Here is a 21,905-nt window from a genome sequence, read left to right as displayed (position 1 = left end):
GTGAACATGATCACACAGGAAACACAGAAAATAGCTGAAAAGAATGAACAACAAAAGAAAAAAAGATTACTGGCGCTTCTTTTATTATTGCTTACGATCGTTGCGATTGGTTGGTATTGGTATGTCAATAACCAACCAACGCAGATTTTGTCGGACGATTTTCCGGAGATCAAACATGCGGAAAAAATGACAGGCGACCAATTGAAAAAATATGCCAATCAAGCGGTAGATGATAGTAATGTAACTATCAATGTGTATCCAGAAGTCAGTGTCAATGCGGATGGAAAAACGGGCAATATCTGGATCCAAAACTTGCCGACCAATCGTTATGGGCAACAAGCAATATTGTCCATGAAGGATTCTAAAGAAACATTATATGAAACAGGCTTATTGGAGCCTGGATATGAAGTAACTGAATTGACATTGGCAAAAGAGTTAACGACAGGCACGCATCCAGGAGTAGTAGAATTAGAGTTTTATGATTTAGAAAATAAAAAGCTTATGGGTAAAACGACGGTTGACGTGACCATCAATGTCAATCAATAAAAACGGAATAAAGCAATCATGCTTTAGGATATAAAGACATAAATAAAGGAGAAAACAAAATGAAAGTAAAAAATATTCTAGCAACAGGTTTGATGTTCGGCACGATTTTAGCAGCAGGGGCCAGTGTTCAAGCTGATGTGATCATCAATGGGGATGACCAGACGATTGATAATTCATTAGGTGGATCGATCGATAAGACGGCAGATGTGGCAATCGATGGAACTTTAGGATTTGACAACACAGATCCGGAGGCACCGGAACCAGGCAATCCAGATAAATGGTTGAATGTGACGTTACCTTTAAAAGCGGTCTTCTTCACTGAACCAGAAGACTATAAGACAATTCTAGGTGGAGAGCATAAGATCACCAATCATTCCGGTCGTCCAGTAAAAATCAGTCTAGGAAATTACACAGTTTCTTCTGGAGATATCTCAGCAATCGATCGGTTAACATTGGTTGGTAGTTTAGGAGCCAGCAATCTTTTGATTGAAAATGGTTCGGTAAATACAACCATATCAGAAGACTTTATGACTTTAGCTTCACCGAATGCACGTCCTGGTGATTTAACAGGAGCTAGTACAGCGACGTTTACTTTTGAAGGAGATGTTGATACTGATGTTCTTGATTTTCCAACGGATAAAGGATCAATCTCAATTGCAAGTACGTTGACACTGAATATTGAAGCGCTAGATGAAGCTGGAGATCCGTATCCATAGTTCAAATCGTGAGGTGATTGGATGAAACAAAAAAAACAAACAATTCTTTGTTTGTTCATGGTTTTAGGTCTATTGATCATTGGATTGCCACAAACGCACATAGAAGCTAGTTCTAATAACATTGAAGTCACTGGAGAACTAAAGTTTGACTCAAATGGGACACAAGAAACAAGCCCTACGAAGCCGGATACCGGTGATCCGAAAGAATCAGTGACTCCAAGCGCACCGCCTAAAAAAAACGTTTTACCACCATTGGGAGAACAAATACAAGTATTGTACGTTTTGACAGGCGTGATTTTGATTTTGATCGTTCTTGTTAGTTATCAAATTATTCGTGACAAGCGACGAAATCCAAAAAAAATGAGTGACATCATTGTGAACTATTCATCGAAGAAATAAATAAAAACCGTAGATTGAAGGATCTACGGTTTTTTTTATAAAAAAATAGCTTTATAACAGTATGATCAACATTTTCGCTAATTAGAATTATTTGTTAAAAAAATCACTTGACTTAGAGTTCGGTTCAAGGTGTATGATTAAGCAGAAATAAAGGAGGGAAATCTATGTTATTAAAACAAATAAAAGGTCCTCAAGATCTGAAACAAATGACGCAAGAAAAGCTTCAACAAGTGGTAGAGGAAGCACGTGCCGCGTTATTAGAAAAAATCAGCCAATACGGTGGGCATAATGGCCCCAACCTAGGTGTTGTTGAAATGACGGTGGCGCTACATTATGTGTTCGATTCACCAAAGGATCAATTTGTTTTTGATGTCTCACACCAAACCTATGTGCATAAAATGTTGACAGGAAGAGCACAAGCGTTTTTAGACCAAGCGCATTATCAGGAAGTCTCGGGTTACACGAACCCATTAGAAAGCGAACATGATCTCTTCACGATCGGGCATACATCGACTTCATTGTCTTTAGCAAATGGTCTAGCTAAGGCGAGAGATTTGAAAAACGAAACAAATAATGTCGTTGCAGTGATTGGCGATGGGTCTTTATCAGGTGGTTTAGCCTATGAAGGTTTGAACAATATTTCTGAACTAGGTACGAATACGATCATTATCGTCAATGATAATGACCAGTCGATCGCAGAAAATCATGGGGGACTTTACAAAAATCTCAAAGAGCTAAGGGAAACGAATGGTCAGGCCACGAACAATTTCTTTAAAGCCTTAGGACTTGATTATCGTTATCTTGATGCAGGCAATGATTTAGCTGCTTTGATCGAGTTATTCGAAGAAGTAAAAGATCAAAAAGAGCCGGTTGTGTTGCATATCCATACCGTTAAAGGAAAAGGGTTCTCCTTTGCAGAAGAAAATCGCGAAAAGTTCCATGCAGGAGGGCCGTTTAGTCTCGAAACAGGCGAGTATCTGCGATCGAAAGGGGCAGAAACCTACAGCAGCCTAACAACAGACTTCTTATTGCACAAAATGGAGGAAGATCCGACAGTTGTGGCAGTAAATGCAGGCACACCGATGATTTTATTTTCACCGGAACAGCGTCAACAAGTCGGCGCACAATTTGTTGACGTAGGGATTGCCGAAGAACATGCGGCGACGATGACTGCTGGATTAGCCAAAGGCGGGGTAAAACCTATATGGGCAGTCCATTCACCGTTTTTACAAAGAAGTTACGATCAAATCTCTCATGACTTAGCATTGAATCGTTTATCGGGTACGATCCTCGTGACACTTGCTTCTGTAAATGGAATGAATGATGAAAGTCATTTAGGGATCTTTGATATTCCATTTTTGAGTCATATCCCAAATCTAGTCTACTTAGCCCCAACTACGAAAGAAGAATACTTAGCGATGCTTGAATGGTCGATTGATCAAACGGATCGATTAGTGGCAATCCGCGTACCAGTCGGCCCAATCACTTCTTCTGGTGAAGTAGATCGAACAGATTACAGTCAATTATATAAGAACAAAGTCATCCAAAAAGGCGAAAAAGTAGCAATCATGGGTGTAGGTAATTTTTATGGTTTGGCAGAAGAAGTGGCTGTTGAATTGAAGAAAGCTCTCCAACTAACGGCTACGGTGATTAATCCAGCGTTCATCTCTGGTTTAGATACTGAATTGCTGGATGAACTTAAAGAAACGCACGATGTAGTTGTCACACTTGAAGATGGTATCTTGGAAGGCGGCTACGGTCAAATGGTCGCTGGCTATTTAGGAGATGCAGCGATCCGTGTGCAAACTTACGGCTTAGATAAAGCCTTTCATGATCGCTATGAAACATCGGAACTATTAGCGGAAAATGGTTTGACAGTAGAGAATATCGTGAAAAATATTGAAGAAACGCTCGCCGATCAACGTTAGTCAAGTCGAAGAAGTGCTGATTTTCGGAGAGAGATTTAGAACTAGGCGAGCTTACGCTTGAATCAAATTTACATCAAGTTTATAAATAAAATAATTGAACAAGTAATTACTGAAACAGTGGGTTGCTTTCAATGCTGAGGATATCGCATTGAGGCAAGCCATTGTTTTTTTATAGAAATATTTATCTGAAAATCATTAGAAAATTTACACAAAAAATATATATTCCTACAAAGAATTTACTTAAAGTTAATCAGAAGTAAAAAGTGATTTTCTACAATTAGCAGTATAGAAAGAACAAAGGAGTGAAAGCATGTTAAAGCTAGATGGTATTAGTAAGACGTTTAATCATCATGAAGTTTTAAAAGAAATCAATGTATCGATCGATAAAGGTGAGATCGTTTCAATACTCGGTGCTTCGGGTTCAGGAAAAACCACTTTATTGAATATTATCCTTGGATTGGAGCAACCAACAAACGGTCAACTACTTTATGATGGCGAAGATATCACAAAACAGGTCATGGAAAAACGACCATTTAATATTGTCTTTCAAGACTATGCTTTATTCCCTAACCTAAGTGCTTATGAAAATTTGGTCTACGGATTGCGAAAACAAAAAAATATCACTTCTAAAGAAGAATTACAAGAGTTGATCGATCTATTGGATTTGAATGATCATTTGGATAAACGCATCCACCAATTATCTGGCGGGCAAAAACAACGGGTGGCATTAGGTCGGACTCTGGTGATGAAACCCCAAGTATTGTTACTTGATGAGCCATTAAGTGCATTGGACGGTGTCATCAAAGAATCGATCAAAGAACGTATCCAATTGATTGCTAAAAAACTGAACTTAACGACGATCATCGTCACACATGATCCAGAAGAGGCATTGACCCTTTCTGATAAAATCATGGTTTTGAAAGATGGTCGGATCGCACAATACAGTACACCGAAAGATATCGTGACAAATACGATGGAACCCTTTGTGCAGGCATTTATTGTCGATCAGCTAAAAATCAAACGACGCAATATTGAACGGATCTTTACTCAAGCAACCGGCGTAGTTCATGAAAAAGTGGTTCGCTTCTCATGAGAAGGATGAAAATAGAAACGCTATTGCCAACGATTATCTTATTTGGTTTTGTCCTCGTATTGTTTTATCCATTAGCGAATGTTTTGAAAGAAGCGTTGACTGTTGAAGGCAGCTTTTCCTTTGAGCTGTTCCGAGAACTAGCAAGGGACTTCGATTGGCTAAATGCGTTAAGTAATAGTTTGCTCATTGCTGGGATCACAGCGATTTTTGCGACCTTCTTTGGCTTTTGGTTTGCTTACGGGATGCACTTTACGAAACTACCTAAAGGATTCAAGTGGATGATTGAGAAATGCTTTATATTACCAATGTTATTACCGACCATCACATACGGCTTTGTGTTGATCTATTCTTTTGGCCGTCAAGGATTGTGGACGCGTTTGTTCGGTCAAGAGTTGTTTTCGATCTATGGAAAATCAGGTGTGATCTTAGGGTTACTGATCTATACGATCCCAGTGACTTTCTTGTTGATGAATGACGCCATGAATTATTTGGATAAACGCTATTTGACGGTATCCAGATTGATGGGAGACGGATTTTTTAGAGGATTGAAAATCACGATCCTGCAACCGTTGGGCAAAACATTTGGTGTTGCTTTCGTCCAAGCCTTTTTCATGAGTTTTACGGATTTTGGTATACCTGTAGCGGTGGGTGGCCGAGAACCGTTTATCACGACTTTGTTGTATGAGTACTTTATGGGGTCGATTCCAGACTTTAATCGCGGAGCCGTCATTGCACTGATCATGTTAGTTCCTTCGATCATTAGTGTTCTGTTTTTGCGTAAGATCCAAAAAAATGATCATGCAACCCCCGGGACAAATATGTCAGTAAAAAGCAACCCTGTCAGAGATTTTTTCTTTGGTGTAGGACTGACAGTTGGTGGCCTGTTTATTGTAGGAGTCTTCCTCGTGATGTTCCTTCTTCCTTTTGTCGAAGGGTGGCCCTTTGATATGACTTTTACCACACGCCATATCGAAGCGTTCCTACAAACGTCTGATTTAAGAAGAACGTTGAATACAGGGATTTTCGTTGCCCTATGGACGGCGCTGTTTGGAACAGTAATTGCTTATTTGGCAGCAATTTTCACCGCTAGATCCACAAAACAAAGCGTGATCACAAAAACGATCGATAGTCTCGCTTCTGTCACGAACTCGATTCCAGGTATGGTTTTAGGGATTGCCTATTTGCTGGTGTTTAGCGGAACGACTCTTCAAAGTACGATCAGTATTTTGGTGATTGCCAACATGGTGCATTATTTTGCAACTCCTTATCAGTTAGCGAAAAGTGCCTTATTAAAAATGAATCCCAACTGGGAAAATACAGCGAAGATGATGGGGGATAGTTGGCTTGATACAGTGATTCGAATCATTCTTCCAAATTCAAAGCGGACGATCGTTGAGATGGCTTGTTATTATTTTACAAATTCGATGGTTACGATCAGTGCAGTGGTGTTTCTGACAAGTGCCCGAACGATGGTGATCACGACCAAAATCAAAGAATTACAGCATTTCGGCAGATTCACAGAAATCTTTATCCTATCTATCTTATTATTATTGATCAATTTAACCGCAAGAATACTTGCACAATTTATCATGAGGAGATTTGAAGCAAATGAAAAAACTAGTTCAAAAAGGGTTCATTTATCTGTCATTCGTCAGCGCTTTAGGAATTTTAGGGGCGTGTAGTACGTCAAATGCAAGTGAGAATGCCAATGACAACAATGAAAAAGTCATCATCTACACCAACGCAGATGAAGAGCCGGTTCAAATCATCAAAGATGTCCTTGATTCGAATGGTTTTGAAAACCAATACTTGCTGCAATCCTTCGGTACTTCGGAATTGAGTGGTAAACTTTGGGCAGAAGGCACAGATATTGAAGCGGATTTAGTGACAATGAGTACGTTCTATTTGGATGGTGTTCAAGAAAATGAACCGATATTCAAAGAATTGGCGTTAGAAGTCCAACCGATGGATGATCTGCCAAACTACCAAGCACCGATGACGACACAAGAAGGTGTCATTTTCTACAATACTCAAGCACTGAAAGAAGCGGAGTTGCCTGTACCGACGAGTTTAGCTGATTTAGCTGATCCAATCTACGAAGGGCAACTAGCGATTTCTGATATCAACCATTCCTCAACAGCTTGGTTATTGTTCCAAGGATTGATTGATCAATATGGAGAGACAAAAGCGCAAGCGATTTTAGCCGATATTTATGACAATGCAGGCGACCATATTGAAGCGTCTGGTTCGGGTCCGTTGAAAAAAGTCCGCGTCGGTGAAGTGGCGTTGGGTTTTGGGTTACGTCATCAAGCAATCAAAGATAAAAATGAAGGATTGCCAATCGATTTTGTAGAACCAAGTGAAGGAACATACGCTTTAACAGAATCACTCGCGGTGATCGATAAAGGAGAAGCGACGAATCCTTTAGCCGAAAAAATGCTGAATGTGATCCTTAAAGAAGGTCGGGCAGATTTATTACAATTCTACCCAAGTAAACTTTATGAAACAGATGATCTATCGGGGGTTGAAACCGCCAAAAATCAAAAAGTCTTTCCGGAGGCATTAACCCCAGATCTACTAAAAAAACATGCCAGTCTAGTTGAATAGGAGAAAGAAAATGAGTGGAAAAACAAAGGTGATTGAACAGTATGAAAAAGAAATCAATCACAGTAAAATCAATTATAAATTATTGACACCAGGTCCTCTGACCACGAGTCGTACAGTGAAAGAAGCAATGCTTGTCGATCATTGTACATGGGATGATGATTTTAAAGTCATCACCCAGGCGATTCGTCAACGATTGCTTGATCTTGCTAGTGTCTCCAATGAGGCTTATACAGCTGTTTTGATGCAAGGAAGTGGCAGCTTTGCAGTTGAATCTGTGTTAAGTTCAGTTGTTGGCTCGACAGACCGCTTACTGATCTGTACAAATGGTGCTTATGGCCAACGGATGGTGCAAATGGCTGAATACCACGGCATTGATCATGTGATTTATCAAGTGGCTGAAAATGAAATACCACAAGCTGAAAAAATCGAGGAACTATTAGTGTTGCATCCTGATATTACTGCACTTGCAATGATCCACAGTGAAACGACTTCTGGTATTTTGAATCCTTTAGAAGCGATTTCAGCAGTGACAAAGAAACACAAATTGTGTTTTATCGTTGATGCAATGTCAAGCTTTGGTGGCATTCCGATCCCTGTTGGAGAGTTAGGAATCGATTTTCTTGTTTCGAGTGCAAATAAATGTATCCAAGGAGTGCCTGGATTTGGCTTTGTGATTTGTCAAAAAGAGCTACTAAAAAAAAGTGCCGGACAAGCACGCACGTTGAGTATGGATCTTTATGATCAATTTCGTGTGATGGACATTGATGGGAAGTGGCGTTTCACTTCGCCAACACATACTGTATTAGCGTTTTGGCAAGCGCTAGAAGAGTTGGCGGATGAAGGTGGTATCGATGCTCGCTATGACAGGTATCAGTTGAACAATGAGCGTTTGCGTGAACGAATGGCGGAAATTGGGTTTGAAGCCTATGTTAGTGAGAATCAAGGACCTTTCATCACGTCATTCAAATATCCAGAGAGCATCCAATTCGAATTCCAAGCATTTTATGACTATTTAAAAGCACATGGCTACGCAATCTATCCTGGAAAAATCAGTGATACTGATTGCTTCCGGATTGGGAATATTGGTGAGATCTATCTGGAAGATATTGAAAAAGTAGCTGGGTTGATCCAGCAATATATGGAGGAGCGAAAAAATGATTAATGTGGTCATCTTAGATTGGGCAGGAACAGCAGTCGATTTTGGTTGTATGGCACCGGTGGCGGCGTTTCGCGAAGCCTTTAAACATCAAGGAATCACTGTGACTGAACAAGAAATCAGAGAGCCGATGGGAATGAAAAAAATCGAGCATATCCAAATGATGCTAGAAATGCCTCGAATTGCTGAAAGTTGGTTAGAAACTCACGGACGTCAGCCTGAAACTACTGATATCGAGGCAATCTATGAAACATTTGAAGAAGTATTGTTCCAGCAATTGGCAAATCATGCAGAAGTGAAACCGGGTGTACTTGACACCGTCGCGACTTTACGTAAGCGTGGAATCAAAATCGGTAGTACGACAGGTTATACGAGTGAAATGATGGCGATCGTTGTTGCGAAGGCGAAAGAACAAGGATATCAACCAGATCACATCGTCACGCCAAATGAAGTAGACGGCAAAGGGCGTCCCTCCCCAGAGATGTTATTAAGGAACTTGAACTATTTTAAACAGGAAAATAGACAAGAAGTGTTAAAACTAGGAGATACGATCTCTGATATACTCGAAGGGAAGAATGCAGGAGTCCTTTCTGTGGGCGTAATTGAAGGAAGTTCACAAGCTGGTTATTCCTTTGACACGTATCAGCAATTGTCAGCTGCTGAAAAAGGAAAACTTTTTGAACGGGTGCGTCAAGAATTTTTAGAAGCTGGTGCAGATCATGTGATCGATCGGTTTTCTGATTTGCCAAGACTCATAGAAATGATTGAAGAGAAGCAAGCTGTTATGAATTGATTCGTCCTACCATCAAGAGGTCTGCACAGAAGTGTTTAACCTCGAGCAATAAGGTGTCATCCACAAGAATTGTTCTTCAAATTTTTGTGGATGACACCTTTTTTTCGAAGAAGTTCCTTCTGTTTTTGCCGTTCATTCAGTTTTAAGTGGTGCAAGAGGGTGAATGCCCCACTTTTTATGAAAAAACAGCAGAATGTTGCAAAAAAATGCAAAATAGCGTATCTTAGATAAAAGGAGTGAGCATCATGTTGAAGGAAGAACGCATCCAGCGTATCAAAACAATGATTGATCAAGAAAAAAGTGCTTCGATCGAAGATTTAGCAGATCGCTTAGATGTGTCGAAAGATACGATTCGCCGCGACTTGATCCAGTTAGCAAAACAGCGCCAAATCAAACGGACCCATGGCGGTGCTTTAGCAATTCAAAAAGAAGCAACGATCTTTGATTATGAACAACGGTCAACGATCCTAAATGATGTGAAAAAACAAATGGCTGAGCAGGCGCTTGAAATAATGGCAGATCCTTCCTCGATCATCTTTGATTCTTCGACCACGGTGGAAGCAGTGATCAGAGAACTACCGGACAAAAAAATCCATGCGGTCACCAATTCTTTATCTCACGCTTTATTATTAGCTAATTATCCGAAAACAGCTATTTCATTATTGCCCGGTAGATTACACAAAGAACAGTTGTTTTTATTTGGAACGGAAACAGTGGAGCAGTTGAAAAATTATCAAGCAGACTATACGCTACTTGGCGTATTTGCATTGTCAAACGAAGGTCTGTTCATCCATACGGAGGAAGAAGGCTTAGTGAAACGCCAGATGATCCAACAAGGACGCAGGGTGATCGCGCTAGCGGATCATACAAAACTAGATAAAACTGGTTTTTATAAAGTTTGCGACTTATCAGCGATTGACTATTTGATAACGGATCAAAAGCCTCCTAAAGCATTAGCCAAAGCACTGACTGAGAACCACGTAGAACTCATAGAAGCGAGGAAGAATGAATGAAAAAAGAAAACATCCAGTTAACAACTATACCAAAACCAGCGATTTTTCCAGATGTTCCCCCTGTTTTTTTGACAGAGGACACGATCACCGAACGAATCAACAAAACGATCGAACGCATGAAAGCCGAAGCGATCGAACTGTTGGTGATATACGCAGATAAAGAGCATGGTGGTAATTTTGAATATTTTACAGGCTTTATCCCGCGATTTGAAGAAGGATTATTGGTGTTAGATCAAACAGGCAAATTCACGATGATCCTTGGGAATGAGAATCTAAAAATGAATGCACATGCGCGGATCACTGCTGATTTGATCCATTATCCAGCATTTTCTTTACCGAATCAACCAATGGACCATGAACAAAATCTGTCAGCTATTTTTGCATCATTAGAGGTAGCAGATAGAAAGAAAATCGGTTTAGTCGGTTGGAAGTTGTTTACGTCTACGACACAAGACAATAGCCAATTGTTCGATGTACCATTTTTTATCGTAGATGCGCTAAAACAAGCAACCACTGCGGAAACTGCTATCGTCAATGGCACTCATCTATTGATTGGTGAGAAAGGGGCACGTGTCACGAACAATGCAAATGAAATCGCACACTACGAATACGGTGCAAATCTTGCTTCTTCTTGCATGCTACGTGCATTGGATGCCATTGAACCTGGTGTGAAAGAATCCGAGATCGGAGAGATGTTGCAGGGACAAGGACAAGCAAATACAGTGATCACGATTGCTGCAACTGGACGCCGTTTTGAATTTGCAAATCTTTATCCGACAGCAAAAACGATTCAATTAGGTGATCCGATGTCATTGACGACAGGCTTCAAAGGTGGCTTGTCCAGTCGTACAGGGTTTGTGATCGAAGAAGAAACACAACTGCCAGTAGAACAAGCCGATTATCTTGATCGCGTAGCAAAACCTTATTATGCAGCTATCGTTAGTTGGTTAGAAGCCATCCATATCGGAATGAAGGGGGCAGATCTGTATCAGTTGATTGAAACAGTCTTGCCACAAGCGACCTATCACTGGCATTTGAATCCAGGACACTTGACGGCGGATGAAGAATGGTTAGCCTCACCCATTTATTCTGGTTCGCAAGAAATCATCAAGAGTGGTATGATCTTCCAATTAGATATTATTCCTTCTGTATCAGGATATACTGGAGTAAGTGCAGAAGAATGTGTGGCACTTGCAGATGAAGGATTGAGAAATGAATTGAAGGAGCAATATCCAGACATGTGGGAGCGGATCGTTGGACGTAAGCAATATTTAGCAGATGTCTTGAAGATTCATTTAAGTGAAGAATTACTGCCATTATCAAACACTGTCGGTTATCTCCGTCCGTTCTTTTTAGCCAAAGAAAAGGCATTCTGTGTAGCTCCAGTTGAATAAGCAAACCCTCTCCTTCTTGACAATCGAGTAATCTGGTTGGGAGGGGGATTTTTTTATTTAAATGAAAAAGAGTATTTTCGTTGGGCCTCCTTTATTGTATAATATGTAAACGATCTCTTTTGTGGAGGTAAAGATGGAAAAGGTTTTATTGATTGATAATGGACGTAAATATTTTTCAAAAGAACAATTGATCCGGATCATAAAAAAAGCAAGTCAATGTCAATATACGGCAATTTCTTTTGCATTGGGAAATAATGGTTTACGCTTTTTACTGGATGACATGACGCTGATTGTCAAAGGAATAACTTATGCCAGTCAATCAGTCAAAGAAGCATTGATTGCAGGAACAAAACAGTATTATGATGATCCTAATGGTACTTATTTGACGGAAACAGAAATGACAGAGTTAGCTAGTGTGGCTAAGGCAGAAAACATGGAAGTGATCCCGCTGATCAATACGCCTGGACATATGGATGCGATTTTAACAGGAATGCAACAATTAGGTATTCAACATCCCTGCTATCAAACGTCCATTCGCACACTTGATCTGGACAATCAAGAAGCGGTCGCTTTCACGAAAGCACTGCTTGAAAAATATGTGAGCTACTTCTCAACGATAGCTAGTTCCTTCAATATAGGTTGCGATGAATTTGCCAATGATTTAACTGATGGCGGGTGGCGAGGACTCCAGCAGTCTGGGAAGTATCGAGATTTTGTCACATATACCAATCAATTGGCTCAACTGGTTAAAACCTATGGGATGATTCCGATCGTATTTAACGACGGCATTTACTATGAGGAAAAAGAACAATTTGGTCGATTCGATCAAGACTTAATGATTGCCTATTGGACAGCAGGGTGGGACAACTATCACGTCAGTTCTGCCGAATTTTTACTTGATCAAGGGCATCAACTAGTGAATACGAACGATCACTGGTATTGGGTCATCGGTCGAAAAACAAGTGAACAAGGACATTACTCCTTTGATACAGCAAAAACCGCACAAGCGACAATCTCAACATCCACTGTAGTTAGCGGTACTGAATTACCGGTGAAGGGGAGTATGGTCGGTATTTGGGCAGATGAGCCACAAGCAGAGTTTGTATTAACAGATTTATTTGAATTGCTAGAAACAAGTACTAATTAATAGTAAAGACAAAAAACTGTCGGTCAATGGTGTAAGCAGTTGCCTCATTAAACAGCAGTTTTTTTGTTATTTTTTTATGAAGTGAAATGAGTGCGCATTCATTTGAGCGGATTTTCATTCGTTTTTTTATTGACACAAGTAAATGAGTAGCGTATATTATTTTTTATAAATCGTAATCATTACTGTTTGCGATGGATAGAAAATTTGAGTAAAAGCCGAAATAAGTCCGCGATTGAATCATAAAAATAAGTGAAAGAAGGAAAAAAAGATGCGACAAAACATTACATTAGAATGCAAGGAAACCGGTGAACGGATCTATCTGACGAGTAAAAACAAAAGAAATACCCCTGAACGATTAGCGCTGAAAAAATATTCACCTAAGTTAAGAAAGAAAATGCTTTTTACAGAAGTGAAATAGTATGGAATGAACATTCGAGAAAAGGTGGGATAAAATGGAGAAGCAAGATCTTTCAAGTGCATACAGAAGATTGAAAAGCCCGAATATCAAAACACGAAAACGTGCGCTCAAAATCATCCAACAATCAAAAAGAATGAAGAATAAATACTAATAGTAGTAATATCATTGGTTTCAAAAGAACTCCTTTTTTTCCTGTATAACGATGATAAAAAACGTGTTATACTATTCAAAAATAAAGGGGGCGAAACCAATCGATATCAAGTATACCTATGCAACGATCAAGGATCTACCGCGAATTGTTGACATTTATAATCAGTCTATCGCATCGAAGCAAGCAACGGCGGACCTAGAACCGATAACGGTTGACTCGAGAATCCCTTGGTTTGAAGCGCATCATCCTGACACCAGACCGCTTTGGGTGATGTATCACGACGATCATATCGTCGGTTGGATCAGCCTTAGTGATTTTTATGGTCGGCCTGCGTATCAACAAACAGCTGAAATCAGTATTTATCTAGACCCGGTGACACGTGGTCATCATTTAGGCAAGGCCGCACTGGCCTTTGTGGAAACTCAACTGCATCGTTTAAAAATCCAGACAGTGCTGGCATTTGTTTTTGATGTAAATCAGGCGAGTAAAAAGTTATTTCTCAAAAATGGATATGCCATTTGGGGACATTTGCCAAAAATTGCCAACATGGGCGATCAAGAAAATGACCTGATCATTCTAGGAAAAAAATATTAAAATCAATAAAAAAGCATACATTTTGTCCATGTGACAAAAATGTATGTCTTTTTTTTTGCTTCTTACTACACAAATGACTCATTAAGTGCTAGACTAATAAATGAAACAGGTGTGAATATCTGTATTAATATTATTTCTATTTATTATGTAATGACCATGTAAATAGCGTTGAAAAGGAAGATGTCTCATGTTGGTTAAGGAAAAACAAGGTTTAGAAACTGTATCAGAAGAAATGATTAAAGAAAAACAAGGCGTAGAAACTGTATCAGAAGAAGTGATTAAAGAAAAACAAGGTTCAACAACTGTAGTAGAAAGTTTAATCAATCATCAAGTTGATTACGTATTCGGTATTCCAGGAGCGAAAATCGATGGAGTATTCAATGAATTAGAAGATCATGGTCCAGAGTTGATCGTGACGCGTCATGAGCAAAATGCCGCCTTTATGGCGCAAGCAATTGGTCGTATTACTGGAGAACCAGGTGTGGTGATTGCGACAAGTGGGCCAGGTGCGAGTAATCTAGCAACCGGACTAGTCACAGCGACAGCAGAAGGTGATCCTGTGTTGGCAATCGCAGGGCAAGTAAAACGAAGTGATTTATTAAAATTAACACATCAGAGCATGAACAATGCCGCGTTGTTTGAACCAATCACAAAATATAGTGCAGAAATCCAAGATCCTGAAACAATTTCAGAAATTATCGCTAATGCCTACCGAATGGCAAAGAGTTCGAAAAAAGGCGCTAGTTTTATCAGTATCCCTCAAGATGTGGTGGATGCACCCGTCAAAAGTGATGTCATCAAACCATTACAAGATCCTAAATTAGGCTCAGCTTCTTCAGGAGATATCGACTACTTGGTTGAACGGATTCGTGAAGCGAAGTTACCCGTATTGTTAGTTGGAATGCGTGGATCAAGTAAAGATGAAACAGCAGCCATTCGTCAACTTGTTGAAAAAACAGGATTGCCTGTGGTAGAAACTTTCCAAGCAGCCGGTGTGATTTCTCGTCAATTAGAAGACCACTTTTTTGGTCGAGTAGGTCTATTCCGCAATCAACCAGGAGATATGCTGTTAAAACGGAGTGATTTAGTGATTGCGATTGGTTATGATCCAATCGAATATGAAGCGAGAAACTGGAATGCTGAAAAAGATGCTAGAATCATCGTCATTGATGAAACACCAGCTGAAATCGACAGTTACATGCAACCAGAACGTGAACTAATCGGGGACATTTCTGCAACATTAGATTTACTGACAGAGTCATTAGAAGAAACACAAGTATCGGCAGATGCGCAAGAATATTTAAATACGTTGCAAGAAAAATTGAAGGCACGAGATATTTGTGAAACCAGTAGTGAAGACGGGATCTTACATCCTTTAGAAGTGATCAATACACTGCAATCGAAAGTAACGGACGATATGACTGTGACGGTTGATGTAGGTAGTCATTACATTTGGATGGCCCGCCACTTTAGAAGTTATGAAGCCCGTCATTTGCTATTCAGTAATGGCATGCAAACATTAGGAGTCGCACTTCCTTGGGCGATCTCTGCTGCACTGGTTCGTCCAAATACGCAAGTAATCTCTGTGTCAGGAGACGGTGGCTTCTTATTTTCTGCCCAAGACTTAGAAACAGCTGTGCGTAAAAAATTGAAGATCATTCATTTGATTTGGAATGATGGTCGTTATAATATGGTCGAGTTTCAAGAAATCATGAAATATGATCGAGCATCAGGGGTTGATTTTGGACCAGTTGATTTTGTTCAATATGCCGAAGCTTTTGGGGCTAAAGGTCTGCGAGTAAGCAATGCAGAAGAATTGGCATCTGCCTTAGAAGAAGGATTTGCTACAGAAGGACCAGTCATCATCGATATCCCGATTGACTATCGGGATAATGAAAAATTAGGTGAAACGATCTTACCAGACCAATTTTACTAAGGGGATGTTCAGATGACAGAGAAAGTATTATATCAACATGGTACATTAGGTGCGCTAATGGCGGGACTGATGGACGGTACAACTTCCATCGCTGAGGTCTTAAAGTACGGTACACTAGGTCTTGGAACATTGCATGGGTTAGACGGAGAAGTGATATTTTTAGACGGTGAAGCCTATCAAGGTAGATCAGATGGCGCATTGATCCATTTGTCCGGAGAAGAGTCCACTCCTTATGCGGCAATCACTGCATTTTCAGCGGATCGTTCATTTGCAGTCAAACAGCTATCTAGCGAAGCATTAAAAGAACAAATCCTGAAGGACGAAGCAGGAAAAAATCTCTTTTTAGCCGTCAAGATCAGCGGTTTATTTAAAGATATGCATATCCGGATCATGCCGAAACAAGAGAAACCATACCGACGCTTAGCGAAGATCTCAGAATCCCAGCCAGAGTTCCATCGATCAGATATTCAAGGGACAATTGTTGGGTTTTATACACCGGAATTATTTCAAGGGGTGGCTGCTGCAGGCTTCCATTTGCATTTTATTGACGATGAGAAAACATTTGGAGGGCATATCCTTGATTTTGATGTGTCGCAAGGAACAGTAGAAATCAGTCAAATGGAATCTTTGATGCAACATTTTCCGACAAATGATCCGACTTTTATCCAAAATGAAATCGACTATGCAGATCTAGCTGCTGAAATCGAGCAAGCAGAATGATCTAGTCATTAAGAATGAAAAACAAATCATGGCATTGCTCCTTGAATTAGGCTATAATTTTGGGCATAGAAGGAGTGAGTTTGGATGTTATGGACAGAAAAAGAAAAAAGAGATGCTTATGAAATTTTGCTACTCCAACAAAAAGGACTTTTAGAAGCAGAAGATAACTGGTTAGCCAATTTAGCTAATTCCTCTGCATTATTGAATGAAACATTACCTCAAACAGTCTTTGCCGGCTATTATTTATATGATGGACAAGAATTGATTTTAGGTCCTTTCCAAGGTAGAGTATCATGTACCCGTATCAAAATGGGAAAAGGTGTGTGTGGCGAAGCAGCAGAAAAGCAAAAAACATTGATCGTTGCGAATGTGAAAACCCATGAAAATTATATTTCATGTGATTCAGCCGCACAATCTGAAATCGTAGTGCCAATGATCAAAGATGGCCAATTGATCGGAGTACTTGATATCGATTGTGGTGTGACCGAGGGCTACGATGCTTTAGATCAAGAATTTTTGGAACGATATGTTGAGTTATTGTTAGGTGATTTTCCTGTAAATGTTATGAAATAAAGTGAAAAAGAGTTGAAAAAAGGTGTTTGATCACTTTTTTTCAACTTTTTTTAAATTTATTGAATATTTTTGTTTTCATAATCTAATTTTAATGTTATTATCATTTTATGAAATATTAAAGAACAAGAGGAGAATGAGTTATGACAAGCGAAACAATCGTTTTAGGACAAAAATATGTATGCCATCCAATCGGCATCAAAAATAAAGTAGTCGGAGAAGTAATCGGAAAATTAGAAAATTGTGTGATTATGAGTGTAGAGGAATATGATCGTACAGATCACTTAGATATTCTAGAGAAATGTGGGAAAGTTGTCGCAAAATATACAGATATCTTTGAGTTGAGTCCCGTTGAACAAGTCTTTCAGTCACCAACCAAGCTTTACACACAAGCAATGGTATCTTAAAGTGATGAATACGACTATCGCCTATCAGGAAGTCTGATTTGAATAAGCTATTGTTAATTATCAGACTTCCTTTAATTTGCATACATAATAGAAGCAATTGAGCATTCATACATAATCGTAAAGAAATAGAATACTCGAATACAGACAGTTGAAGAAAGGGCAAGTTAAAAGGGAAAATAACTTTTAACTTGCTTCTTTTTCTTTTTACTTTACAAAAGGAAGTAAATGATTTATATTGTTGACAAGTCAATAATTGATTAGTCAACGATAGTAGGAGGCAACAGTATGGAGCTGAGAAAGTTAAGTCAATTGCTTTATCAGATAAAAATCATCAGTCAAGAAGGAACAGCTTTATTTGAAAAGGAAACTGGATTTAGTTTAACGAGGTACGAGATCTTGATGTTCTTACAAGAAAATGGGGAATGTTTGCAAAATAAGTTACAGAGCGATTTAAAAATCGATTTGGCAGCTATTTCACGTCATCTAAAGATATTAGAACAAAAAGGATATGTGATCAGAAAAAGAAATGAGAACAATAATCGTGAAGTATTCGTTTCTTTGTCCGATAAAGCAGTGAATGAATTGACCGAGTGTGAAAAAAATCATCAAGAATCAGATGACTCCCTGTGTGTTTCGCTATCAGATGAAGAAATCGATCAACTGACTAAATTACTAGATAAATTATACTAAAAATCAAAATGAAGAAAGAAGCGGTTAAGTAATGAATAAAACTCTAGCAAACAATGATTTTTCTGATATCGTCTTTGGCAGAAAATCAATCCGTGTGTACGACGAAAATGTGAAAATCCCTCATGAAGAAATGTTGGAAATGATCCAAGAAGCAACAACAGCACCATCTTCTGTGAATCTACAACCTTGGCGCTTTGTAGTAGTTGAAAGCGAAGAAGCAAAAGCAAAATTGAAACCATTGATCCGTTTCAACACAAAACAAAATGATACTTCATCTGCCATGGTCTTGATTTTTGGTGATATGAATTGCTACGAATACGGAGAAGAAATTTATGATCAAGCTGTAGAAGAAGGTAAAATGCCAGCAGAAGTTCGTGACGAACAACTAGCAGCGATCATTCCTTATTACAAAAATTTCACACGTGAACAAATGAATGACGTAGTGAAAATCGATTCAAGCTTAGCAGCTATGCAATTTATGTTAACTGCACGTAGCCATGGGTATGATACAAATCCAATCGGCGGATTTGAAGCAGACCAATTAGCAGAAGCTTTCGATTTGGACAAAGAACGTTACGTACCTGTAATGATCTTGTCAGTTGGTAAAGCGGTCGATCAAGGCTACGAATCTGTTCGTTTAGCTTCAGAAAAAATCACTTCTTTCAAATAGAAAGAAAAAGGAGACGGACGAATGATCATCATCAATGCAAAATTCACTATCAAAGAAGCAAAGCGCGCTGAATTTTTAGAAGAAGCGACACAATTGATCGAAGCGACTAGAAAAGAAGACGGCTGCTTGAGTTATCAATTGTATGAGTCAACGGAACAAGTAAATGTCTTTGTGATGGTTGAAAATTGGCGGGATGAACAAGCAATCGAAGGACATAACCAAAGTCCATTGTTGCAACAATTGTTCAAAAACATGCCTGAATATGCAGAAAAAGAAACAGAATTGAATGTCGCGAAAACACTTGCTTAAAACAATTCGCTGAAACGTTCTTTTGCGATCGAAGCAGCTAAAGTAGAATGAACGTTCACTTTAAGAGGGAGCAAGAAAAGTCTAATGTCTATTTATCCCTTAGACCTTTCTTGTTTCCCTCAAGAAGTGAAGCATCTACTTGAAAAGCAATCAACCATATTGAAAAAAAACTACATATGTGGTATATTATGTAAGTATCTTGAAAATACCGTAACCCATTTTATTAAGGGGACGTTACGGATTCGACAGGCACAGTTCGAGCTTGAATTGCGTTTCGTAGGTTACGTCTACGCTAAAACGTTACAGTTAAATATAACTGCTAAAAACGAAAACAACTCTTACGCTTTAGCTGCCTAAAAACAGTTAGCGTAGATCCTCTCGGCATCGCCCATGTGCTCGAGTAAGGGTCCTAACTTTAGTGGGATACGTTTCAACTTTCCGTCTGTAAGTTGAAAAAGAGAACATCAGACTAGCGATACAGAATGCCTGTCACTCGGCAAGCTGTAAAGCGAACCTCTAAATGAGTTGACTATGAACGTAGATTTTTAAGTGGCGATGTGTTTGGACGCGGGTTCGACTCCCGCCGTCTCCATTCGGAGAAATCATATAAGTAGCAAAAACACTGTTGTACCAGCGATTGTACAGTGTTCTTGCTACATTTTTTTTGTTTTGAATACGTTTTTGAATACGTTCAGTTCATTGCTAGATAGTTGGCAAAGTTAACTGCCGTCTCATCACGCTTTTCTGGAGAAACATGAGTATAGATATTCATAGTCGTTTGGATATCCCAATGACCTAAGCGAGATTGGACGTTCTTATATGTTTTGTTGGTTTCGATAATGAAGAACATCAGGATTTTTATTTTAAGTATTAAGTATTGACTATTCCAACTAAATAGAAAAAATTCTTGTGCTAAAAAATTAGTATGAAAAAATCTATCTATCTATTGATTTGATCAAATTGCTATGATATATTTTATTTAACGAAGGGCGCGATGCCTAGGAAAATAGTCCCATTTCATATTTTTTATGGATTGGGGCTATTTTTCTATCATTTTGAAGGGATAATAATATGGGAGAAAAAATTTTTTTATCTTTGGAAGAACAAATAAAAAAACTTGAGTCTCGAAAACTTAGGTTTAGGAATGATGAAGAAAGGAAAGATGCAATATATACATTGCAAAATAATTCATATTATTCACTAGTTAACGGATATAAAGATTTTTTCAGTATTATAGATAAAAATGGGGAAGATGATTATCAATACGTACTATTTGTAGATTTAAGAGATACATATGATTTTGATAAAGAACTTTCAGCATTGATTTTTAAATACTTATTGAGAATTGAAGATTCTATTAAAGCTATATTTTCATACCATATTGGCAAACATTATGGACATAAAAACCATGATTATCTTGATCGAAAAAAATATAGAAAAGGTAGTTTTGTAAAAAAAGAACAAAAATACGAAATTGAGATTTTATTAGAAAAATTAAATCGAACTATTGATAGGGAAAGAGATTTACAGATAAAGCATTATTCCAATATGTATGGCTATGTACCACCATGGGTATTGGCGGGTTGTTTATCTATGGATACTCTTATGTATTGGTATAAGCTATCTGATAGACAAATAAAAGAGCAAACCGTTAAAACTATGATGTATGATTTCAGCCAGTACCCGTTTTACCACATAACTGATATAGAAGAAAATCTGGAATTCTTTGTAAATCTAACTACAATCATAAAAGAATACAGGAATCGTGCTGCACACAGTAATAGAATCATTAATCATCGCTCTAGACACAATATCAAAATCCATCTTTTAGAGTTATACGCACTTGAAAGAAAAGAAATTAGAAGCTTATATACAAAGGGTATATTAAAAAATGATATCTCTTCTTTATTCGTTACTATAGCCATTATGTTATCAAAGAGAAATACAATTAGGAACAACTTCATAAGAGAACTTAAGGCGCTATTTTATAATTTTAAATTAGCTAATCCCAATCTATATACGAGAGTAACGAGTAAGGTTAGGCTTGATTACGATTTTTCAGAACTATTAAGAGATATAATTTAATTTTTAAAAGTTTTTTGTATGAGTATTTCAGGACATTTTTACCGTTCTTTCTTATAATATGCTATGTTTTTTAAAACTCTTGATTAAAGTGACTTCAGCAGTAACATTCAAATCTGTATTAGAATTATCTTGTGTACATAATTAAAACATATTAAAAAAATGAGCAAAATATTCCATTGCATACTCTATCCACAATTATAAGTATCTTTCTTTTTTAAAGGATTTTTCTTTCAAAGTTTTTTCTGAGGACAAATTGTACTTTTCTTAATAATAGATATTTATAGTTAGTCATACTATAAAGCTGTAAAAAAAAATTCTATAAAAATTTTCACTAGGTTTAACTATCATAAAAAATAGTAAAAACAAATTATTATATGAAGCGACGTCTATATGGAGTAAATAAAAATGTTTTTTTATTGTATTTTCTTTTTTTTGAGACGAGAAATCATCGTTTCTGTGCGTATAATAGAGCTGAAGAATAAATTGTGATATTATGATCAATTGCTTTTTTTAATTGAATAAGTAAATTACAGTTTTAACCTATGGATGTTCTGGGCAGGAGG

General features: G+C 38.2%; 23 protein-coding genes and 1 other RNA gene. All 24 read left to right on the top strand.

Annotated elements, in window-relative coordinates; genetic code table 11:
• Nucleotides 1-6: 6 nt before the first annotated feature.
• The 24 genes from IGJ00_RS10225 (at nt 7) to IGJ00_RS10110 (ending at nt 21,342) form a co-directional block, all read left to right on the top strand.
• The gene (locus IGJ00_RS10225) at nt 7-546 is read left to right on the top strand and encodes a hypothetical protein (RefSeq protein ID WP_086334915.1); all 540 of its coding nucleotides are present in this window, start codon (nt 7-9) and stop codon (nt 544-546) included.
• A 59-nt stretch (nt 547-605) separates the two neighbouring features.
• Nucleotides 606-1,262, top strand: a complete 657-nt coding sequence (locus IGJ00_RS10220) for a hypothetical protein (RefSeq protein ID WP_071866845.1) — start codon at nt 606-608, stop codon at nt 1,260-1,262.
• Nucleotides 1,263-1,283: 21 nt separating this feature from the next.
• Nucleotides 1,284-1,661: a hypothetical protein gene (locus tag IGJ00_RS10215; protein ID WP_438844397.1), complete on the top strand. Its 378-nt coding sequence runs from the start codon at nt 1,284-1,286 to the stop codon at nt 1,659-1,661.
• 164 nt (nt 1,662-1,825) lie between these two features.
• Entirely contained in the window at nt 1,826-3,589 is a 1,764-nt protein-coding gene (locus IGJ00_RS10210) for a 1-deoxy-D-xylulose-5-phosphate synthase (RefSeq protein WP_438844396.1), read from the top strand.
• 310 nt (nt 3,590-3,899) lie between these two features.
• Entirely contained in the window at nt 3,900-4,682 is a 783-nt protein-coding gene (locus IGJ00_RS10205) for an ABC transporter ATP-binding protein (RefSeq protein WP_074800891.1), read from the top strand.
• On the top strand, nt 4,679-6,364 hold the full coding sequence (locus IGJ00_RS10200) for an ABC transporter permease (protein WP_438844395.1): 1,686 nt from the start codon (nt 4,679-4,681) through the stop codon (nt 6,362-6,364). The genes IGJ00_RS10205 and IGJ00_RS10200 overlap by 4 nt, the downstream gene beginning before the upstream one ends.
• Complete coding sequence (locus IGJ00_RS10195; RefSeq protein ID WP_071866840.1) at nt 6,291-7,289, top strand: extracellular solute-binding protein; 999 nt, start codon at nt 6,291-6,293, stop codon at nt 7,287-7,289. Before IGJ00_RS10200 ends, IGJ00_RS10195 begins: the two co-directional genes overlap by 74 nt.
• A gap of 10 nt (nt 7,290-7,299) precedes the next feature.
• Nucleotides 7,300-8,451 (top strand): 2-aminoethylphosphonate--pyruvate transaminase, encoded by a 1,152-nt coding sequence (phnW, locus tag IGJ00_RS10190; RefSeq protein ID WP_071866839.1) that lies wholly within the window; start codon nt 7,300-7,302, stop codon nt 8,449-8,451.
• Complete coding sequence (gene phnX / locus IGJ00_RS10185; RefSeq protein ID WP_438844394.1) at nt 8,444-9,238, top strand: phosphonoacetaldehyde hydrolase; 795 nt, start codon at nt 8,444-8,446, stop codon at nt 9,236-9,238. The genes phnW and phnX overlap by 8 nt, the downstream gene beginning before the upstream one ends.
• Nucleotides 9,239-9,483: 245 nt before the next feature.
• On the top strand, nt 9,484-10,251 hold the full coding sequence (locus IGJ00_RS10180; RefSeq protein WP_438745153.1) for a DeoR/GlpR family DNA-binding transcription regulator: 768 nt from the start codon (nt 9,484-9,486) through the stop codon (nt 10,249-10,251).
• A complete protein-coding gene (locus IGJ00_RS10175) occupies nt 10,248-11,645 on the top strand; it encodes a M24 family metallopeptidase (protein WP_438844393.1) in 1,398 nt (465 codons plus the stop codon). The genes IGJ00_RS10180 and IGJ00_RS10175 overlap by 4 nt, the downstream gene beginning before the upstream one ends.
• Nucleotides 11,646-11,778: 133 nt before the next feature.
• On the top strand, nt 11,779-12,792 hold the full coding sequence (locus IGJ00_RS10170; RefSeq protein WP_438844392.1) for a family 20 glycosylhydrolase: 1,014 nt from the start codon (nt 11,779-11,781) through the stop codon (nt 12,790-12,792).
• Between the two features lie 268 nt (nt 12,793-13,060).
• Nucleotides 13,061-13,210, top strand: coding sequence for a 50S ribosomal protein L33 (rpmG, locus tag IGJ00_RS10165; protein WP_071866836.1), 150 nt, complete (start codon nt 13,061-13,063; stop codon nt 13,208-13,210).
• 34 nt (nt 13,211-13,244) lie between these two features.
• Entirely contained in the window at nt 13,245-13,361 is a 117-nt protein-coding gene (locus tag IGJ00_RS10160) for a putative metal homeostasis protein (RefSeq protein ID WP_086334907.1), read from the top strand.
• 51 nt (nt 13,362-13,412) lie between these two features.
• Complete coding sequence (locus IGJ00_RS10155; protein ID WP_071866873.1) at nt 13,413-13,955, top strand: GNAT family N-acetyltransferase; 543 nt, start codon at nt 13,413-13,415, stop codon at nt 13,953-13,955.
• Nucleotides 13,956-14,187: 232 nt separating this feature from the next.
• A complete protein-coding gene (alsS, locus tag IGJ00_RS10150; RefSeq protein ID WP_071866872.1) occupies nt 14,188-15,891 on the top strand; it encodes an acetolactate synthase AlsS in 1,704 nt (567 codons plus the stop codon).
• A 12-nt stretch (nt 15,892-15,903) separates the two neighbouring features.
• Nucleotides 15,904-16,611 (top strand): acetolactate decarboxylase, encoded by a 708-nt coding sequence (budA, locus tag IGJ00_RS10145; protein WP_071866835.1) that lies wholly within the window; start codon nt 15,904-15,906, stop codon nt 16,609-16,611.
• A gap of 84 nt (nt 16,612-16,695) precedes the next feature.
• The gene (locus IGJ00_RS10140) at nt 16,696-17,184 is read left to right on the top strand and encodes a GAF domain-containing protein (protein WP_071866834.1); all 489 of its coding nucleotides are present in this window, start codon (nt 16,696-16,698) and stop codon (nt 17,182-17,184) included.
• Nucleotides 17,185-17,324: 140 nt separating this feature from the next.
• The gene (locus tag IGJ00_RS10135) at nt 17,325-17,588 is read left to right on the top strand and encodes a hypothetical protein (RefSeq protein ID WP_066025247.1); all 264 of its coding nucleotides are present in this window, start codon (nt 17,325-17,327) and stop codon (nt 17,586-17,588) included.
• 285 nt (nt 17,589-17,873) lie between these two features.
• A complete protein-coding gene (locus tag IGJ00_RS10130) occupies nt 17,874-18,278 on the top strand; it encodes a MarR family winged helix-turn-helix transcriptional regulator (RefSeq protein WP_019724433.1) in 405 nt (134 codons plus the stop codon).
• A 31-nt stretch (nt 18,279-18,309) separates the two neighbouring features.
• On the top strand, nt 18,310-18,948 hold the full coding sequence (locus IGJ00_RS10125) for a nitroreductase family protein (RefSeq protein ID WP_010735080.1): 639 nt from the start codon (nt 18,310-18,312) through the stop codon (nt 18,946-18,948).
• A 21-nt stretch (nt 18,949-18,969) separates the two neighbouring features.
• Nucleotides 18,970-19,257 carry a putative quinol monooxygenase gene (locus IGJ00_RS10120; RefSeq protein ID WP_023519920.1) on the top strand — a complete coding sequence of 96 codons (288 nt, stop codon included), beginning with the start codon at nt 18,970-18,972 and terminating at the stop codon, nt 19,255-19,257.
• Nucleotides 19,258-19,484: 227 nt separating this feature from the next.
• Nucleotides 19,485-19,852, top strand: a transfer-messenger RNA (tmRNA) gene (gene ssrA / locus IGJ00_RS10115).
• 476 nt (nt 19,853-20,328) lie between these two features.
• Nucleotides 20,329-21,342, top strand: a complete 1,014-nt coding sequence (locus tag IGJ00_RS10110; RefSeq protein WP_438844391.1) for an Abi family protein — start codon at nt 20,329-20,331, stop codon at nt 21,340-21,342.
• Nucleotides 21,343-21,905: the final 563 nt, after the last annotated feature.

This window comes from Enterococcus sp. AZ062 (assembly GCF_051715065.1).
GTDB lineage: Bacteria > Bacillota > Bacilli > Lactobacillales > Enterococcaceae > Enterococcus_B > Enterococcus_B mundtii.
Note: the sequence above shows the minus strand (reverse complement) of the source record. Positions and strands in the feature narration are given on the sequence as shown.

Coding starts and splice junctions, on each gene's coding strand:
- IGJ00_RS10225 (WP_086334915.1), top strand. CDS start 7: ATGATCACACAGGAAACACAGAAAATAGCTGAAAAGAATGAACAACAA.
- IGJ00_RS10220 (WP_071866845.1), top strand. CDS start 606: ATGAAAGTAAAAAATATTCTAGCAACAGGTTTGATGTTCGGCACGATT.
- IGJ00_RS10215 (WP_438844397.1), top strand. CDS start 1,284: ATGAAACAAAAAAAACAAACAATTCTTTGTTTGTTCATGGTTTTAGGT.
- IGJ00_RS10210 (WP_438844396.1), top strand. CDS start 1,826: ATGTTATTAAAACAAATAAAAGGTCCTCAAGATCTGAAACAAATGACG.
- IGJ00_RS10205 (WP_074800891.1), top strand. CDS start 3,900: ATGTTAAAGCTAGATGGTATTAGTAAGACGTTTAATCATCATGAAGTT.
- IGJ00_RS10200 (WP_438844395.1), top strand. CDS start 4,679: ATGAGAAGGATGAAAATAGAAACGCTATTGCCAACGATTATCTTATTT.
- IGJ00_RS10195 (WP_071866840.1), top strand. CDS start 6,291: ATGAAAAAACTAGTTCAAAAAGGGTTCATTTATCTGTCATTCGTCAGC.
- phnW (WP_071866839.1), top strand. CDS start 7,300: ATGAGTGGAAAAACAAAGGTGATTGAACAGTATGAAAAAGAAATCAAT.
- phnX (WP_438844394.1), top strand. CDS start 8,444: ATGATTAATGTGGTCATCTTAGATTGGGCAGGAACAGCAGTCGATTTT.
- IGJ00_RS10180 (WP_438745153.1), top strand. CDS start 9,484: ATGTTGAAGGAAGAACGCATCCAGCGTATCAAAACAATGATTGATCAA.
- IGJ00_RS10175 (WP_438844393.1), top strand. CDS start 10,248: ATGAAAAAAGAAAACATCCAGTTAACAACTATACCAAAACCAGCGATT.
- IGJ00_RS10170 (WP_438844392.1), top strand. CDS start 11,779: ATGGAAAAGGTTTTATTGATTGATAATGGACGTAAATATTTTTCAAAA.
- rpmG (WP_071866836.1), top strand. CDS start 13,061: ATGCGACAAAACATTACATTAGAATGCAAGGAAACCGGTGAACGGATC.
- IGJ00_RS10160 (WP_086334907.1), top strand. CDS start 13,245: ATGGAGAAGCAAGATCTTTCAAGTGCATACAGAAGATTGAAAAGCCCG.
- IGJ00_RS10155 (WP_071866873.1), top strand. CDS start 13,413: ATGATAAAAAACGTGTTATACTATTCAAAAATAAAGGGGGCGAAACCA.
- alsS (WP_071866872.1), top strand. CDS start 14,188: ATGATTAAAGAAAAACAAGGCGTAGAAACTGTATCAGAAGAAGTGATT.
- budA (WP_071866835.1), top strand. CDS start 15,904: ATGACAGAGAAAGTATTATATCAACATGGTACATTAGGTGCGCTAATG.
- IGJ00_RS10140 (WP_071866834.1), top strand. CDS start 16,696: ATGTTATGGACAGAAAAAGAAAAAAGAGATGCTTATGAAATTTTGCTA.
- IGJ00_RS10135 (WP_066025247.1), top strand. CDS start 17,325: ATGACAAGCGAAACAATCGTTTTAGGACAAAAATATGTATGCCATCCA.
- IGJ00_RS10130 (WP_019724433.1), top strand. CDS start 17,874: ATGGAGCTGAGAAAGTTAAGTCAATTGCTTTATCAGATAAAAATCATC.
- IGJ00_RS10125 (WP_010735080.1), top strand. CDS start 18,310: ATGAATAAAACTCTAGCAAACAATGATTTTTCTGATATCGTCTTTGGC.
- IGJ00_RS10120 (WP_023519920.1), top strand. CDS start 18,970: ATGATCATCATCAATGCAAAATTCACTATCAAAGAAGCAAAGCGCGCT.
- IGJ00_RS10110 (WP_438844391.1), top strand. CDS start 20,329: ATGGGAGAAAAAATTTTTTTATCTTTGGAAGAACAAATAAAAAAACTT.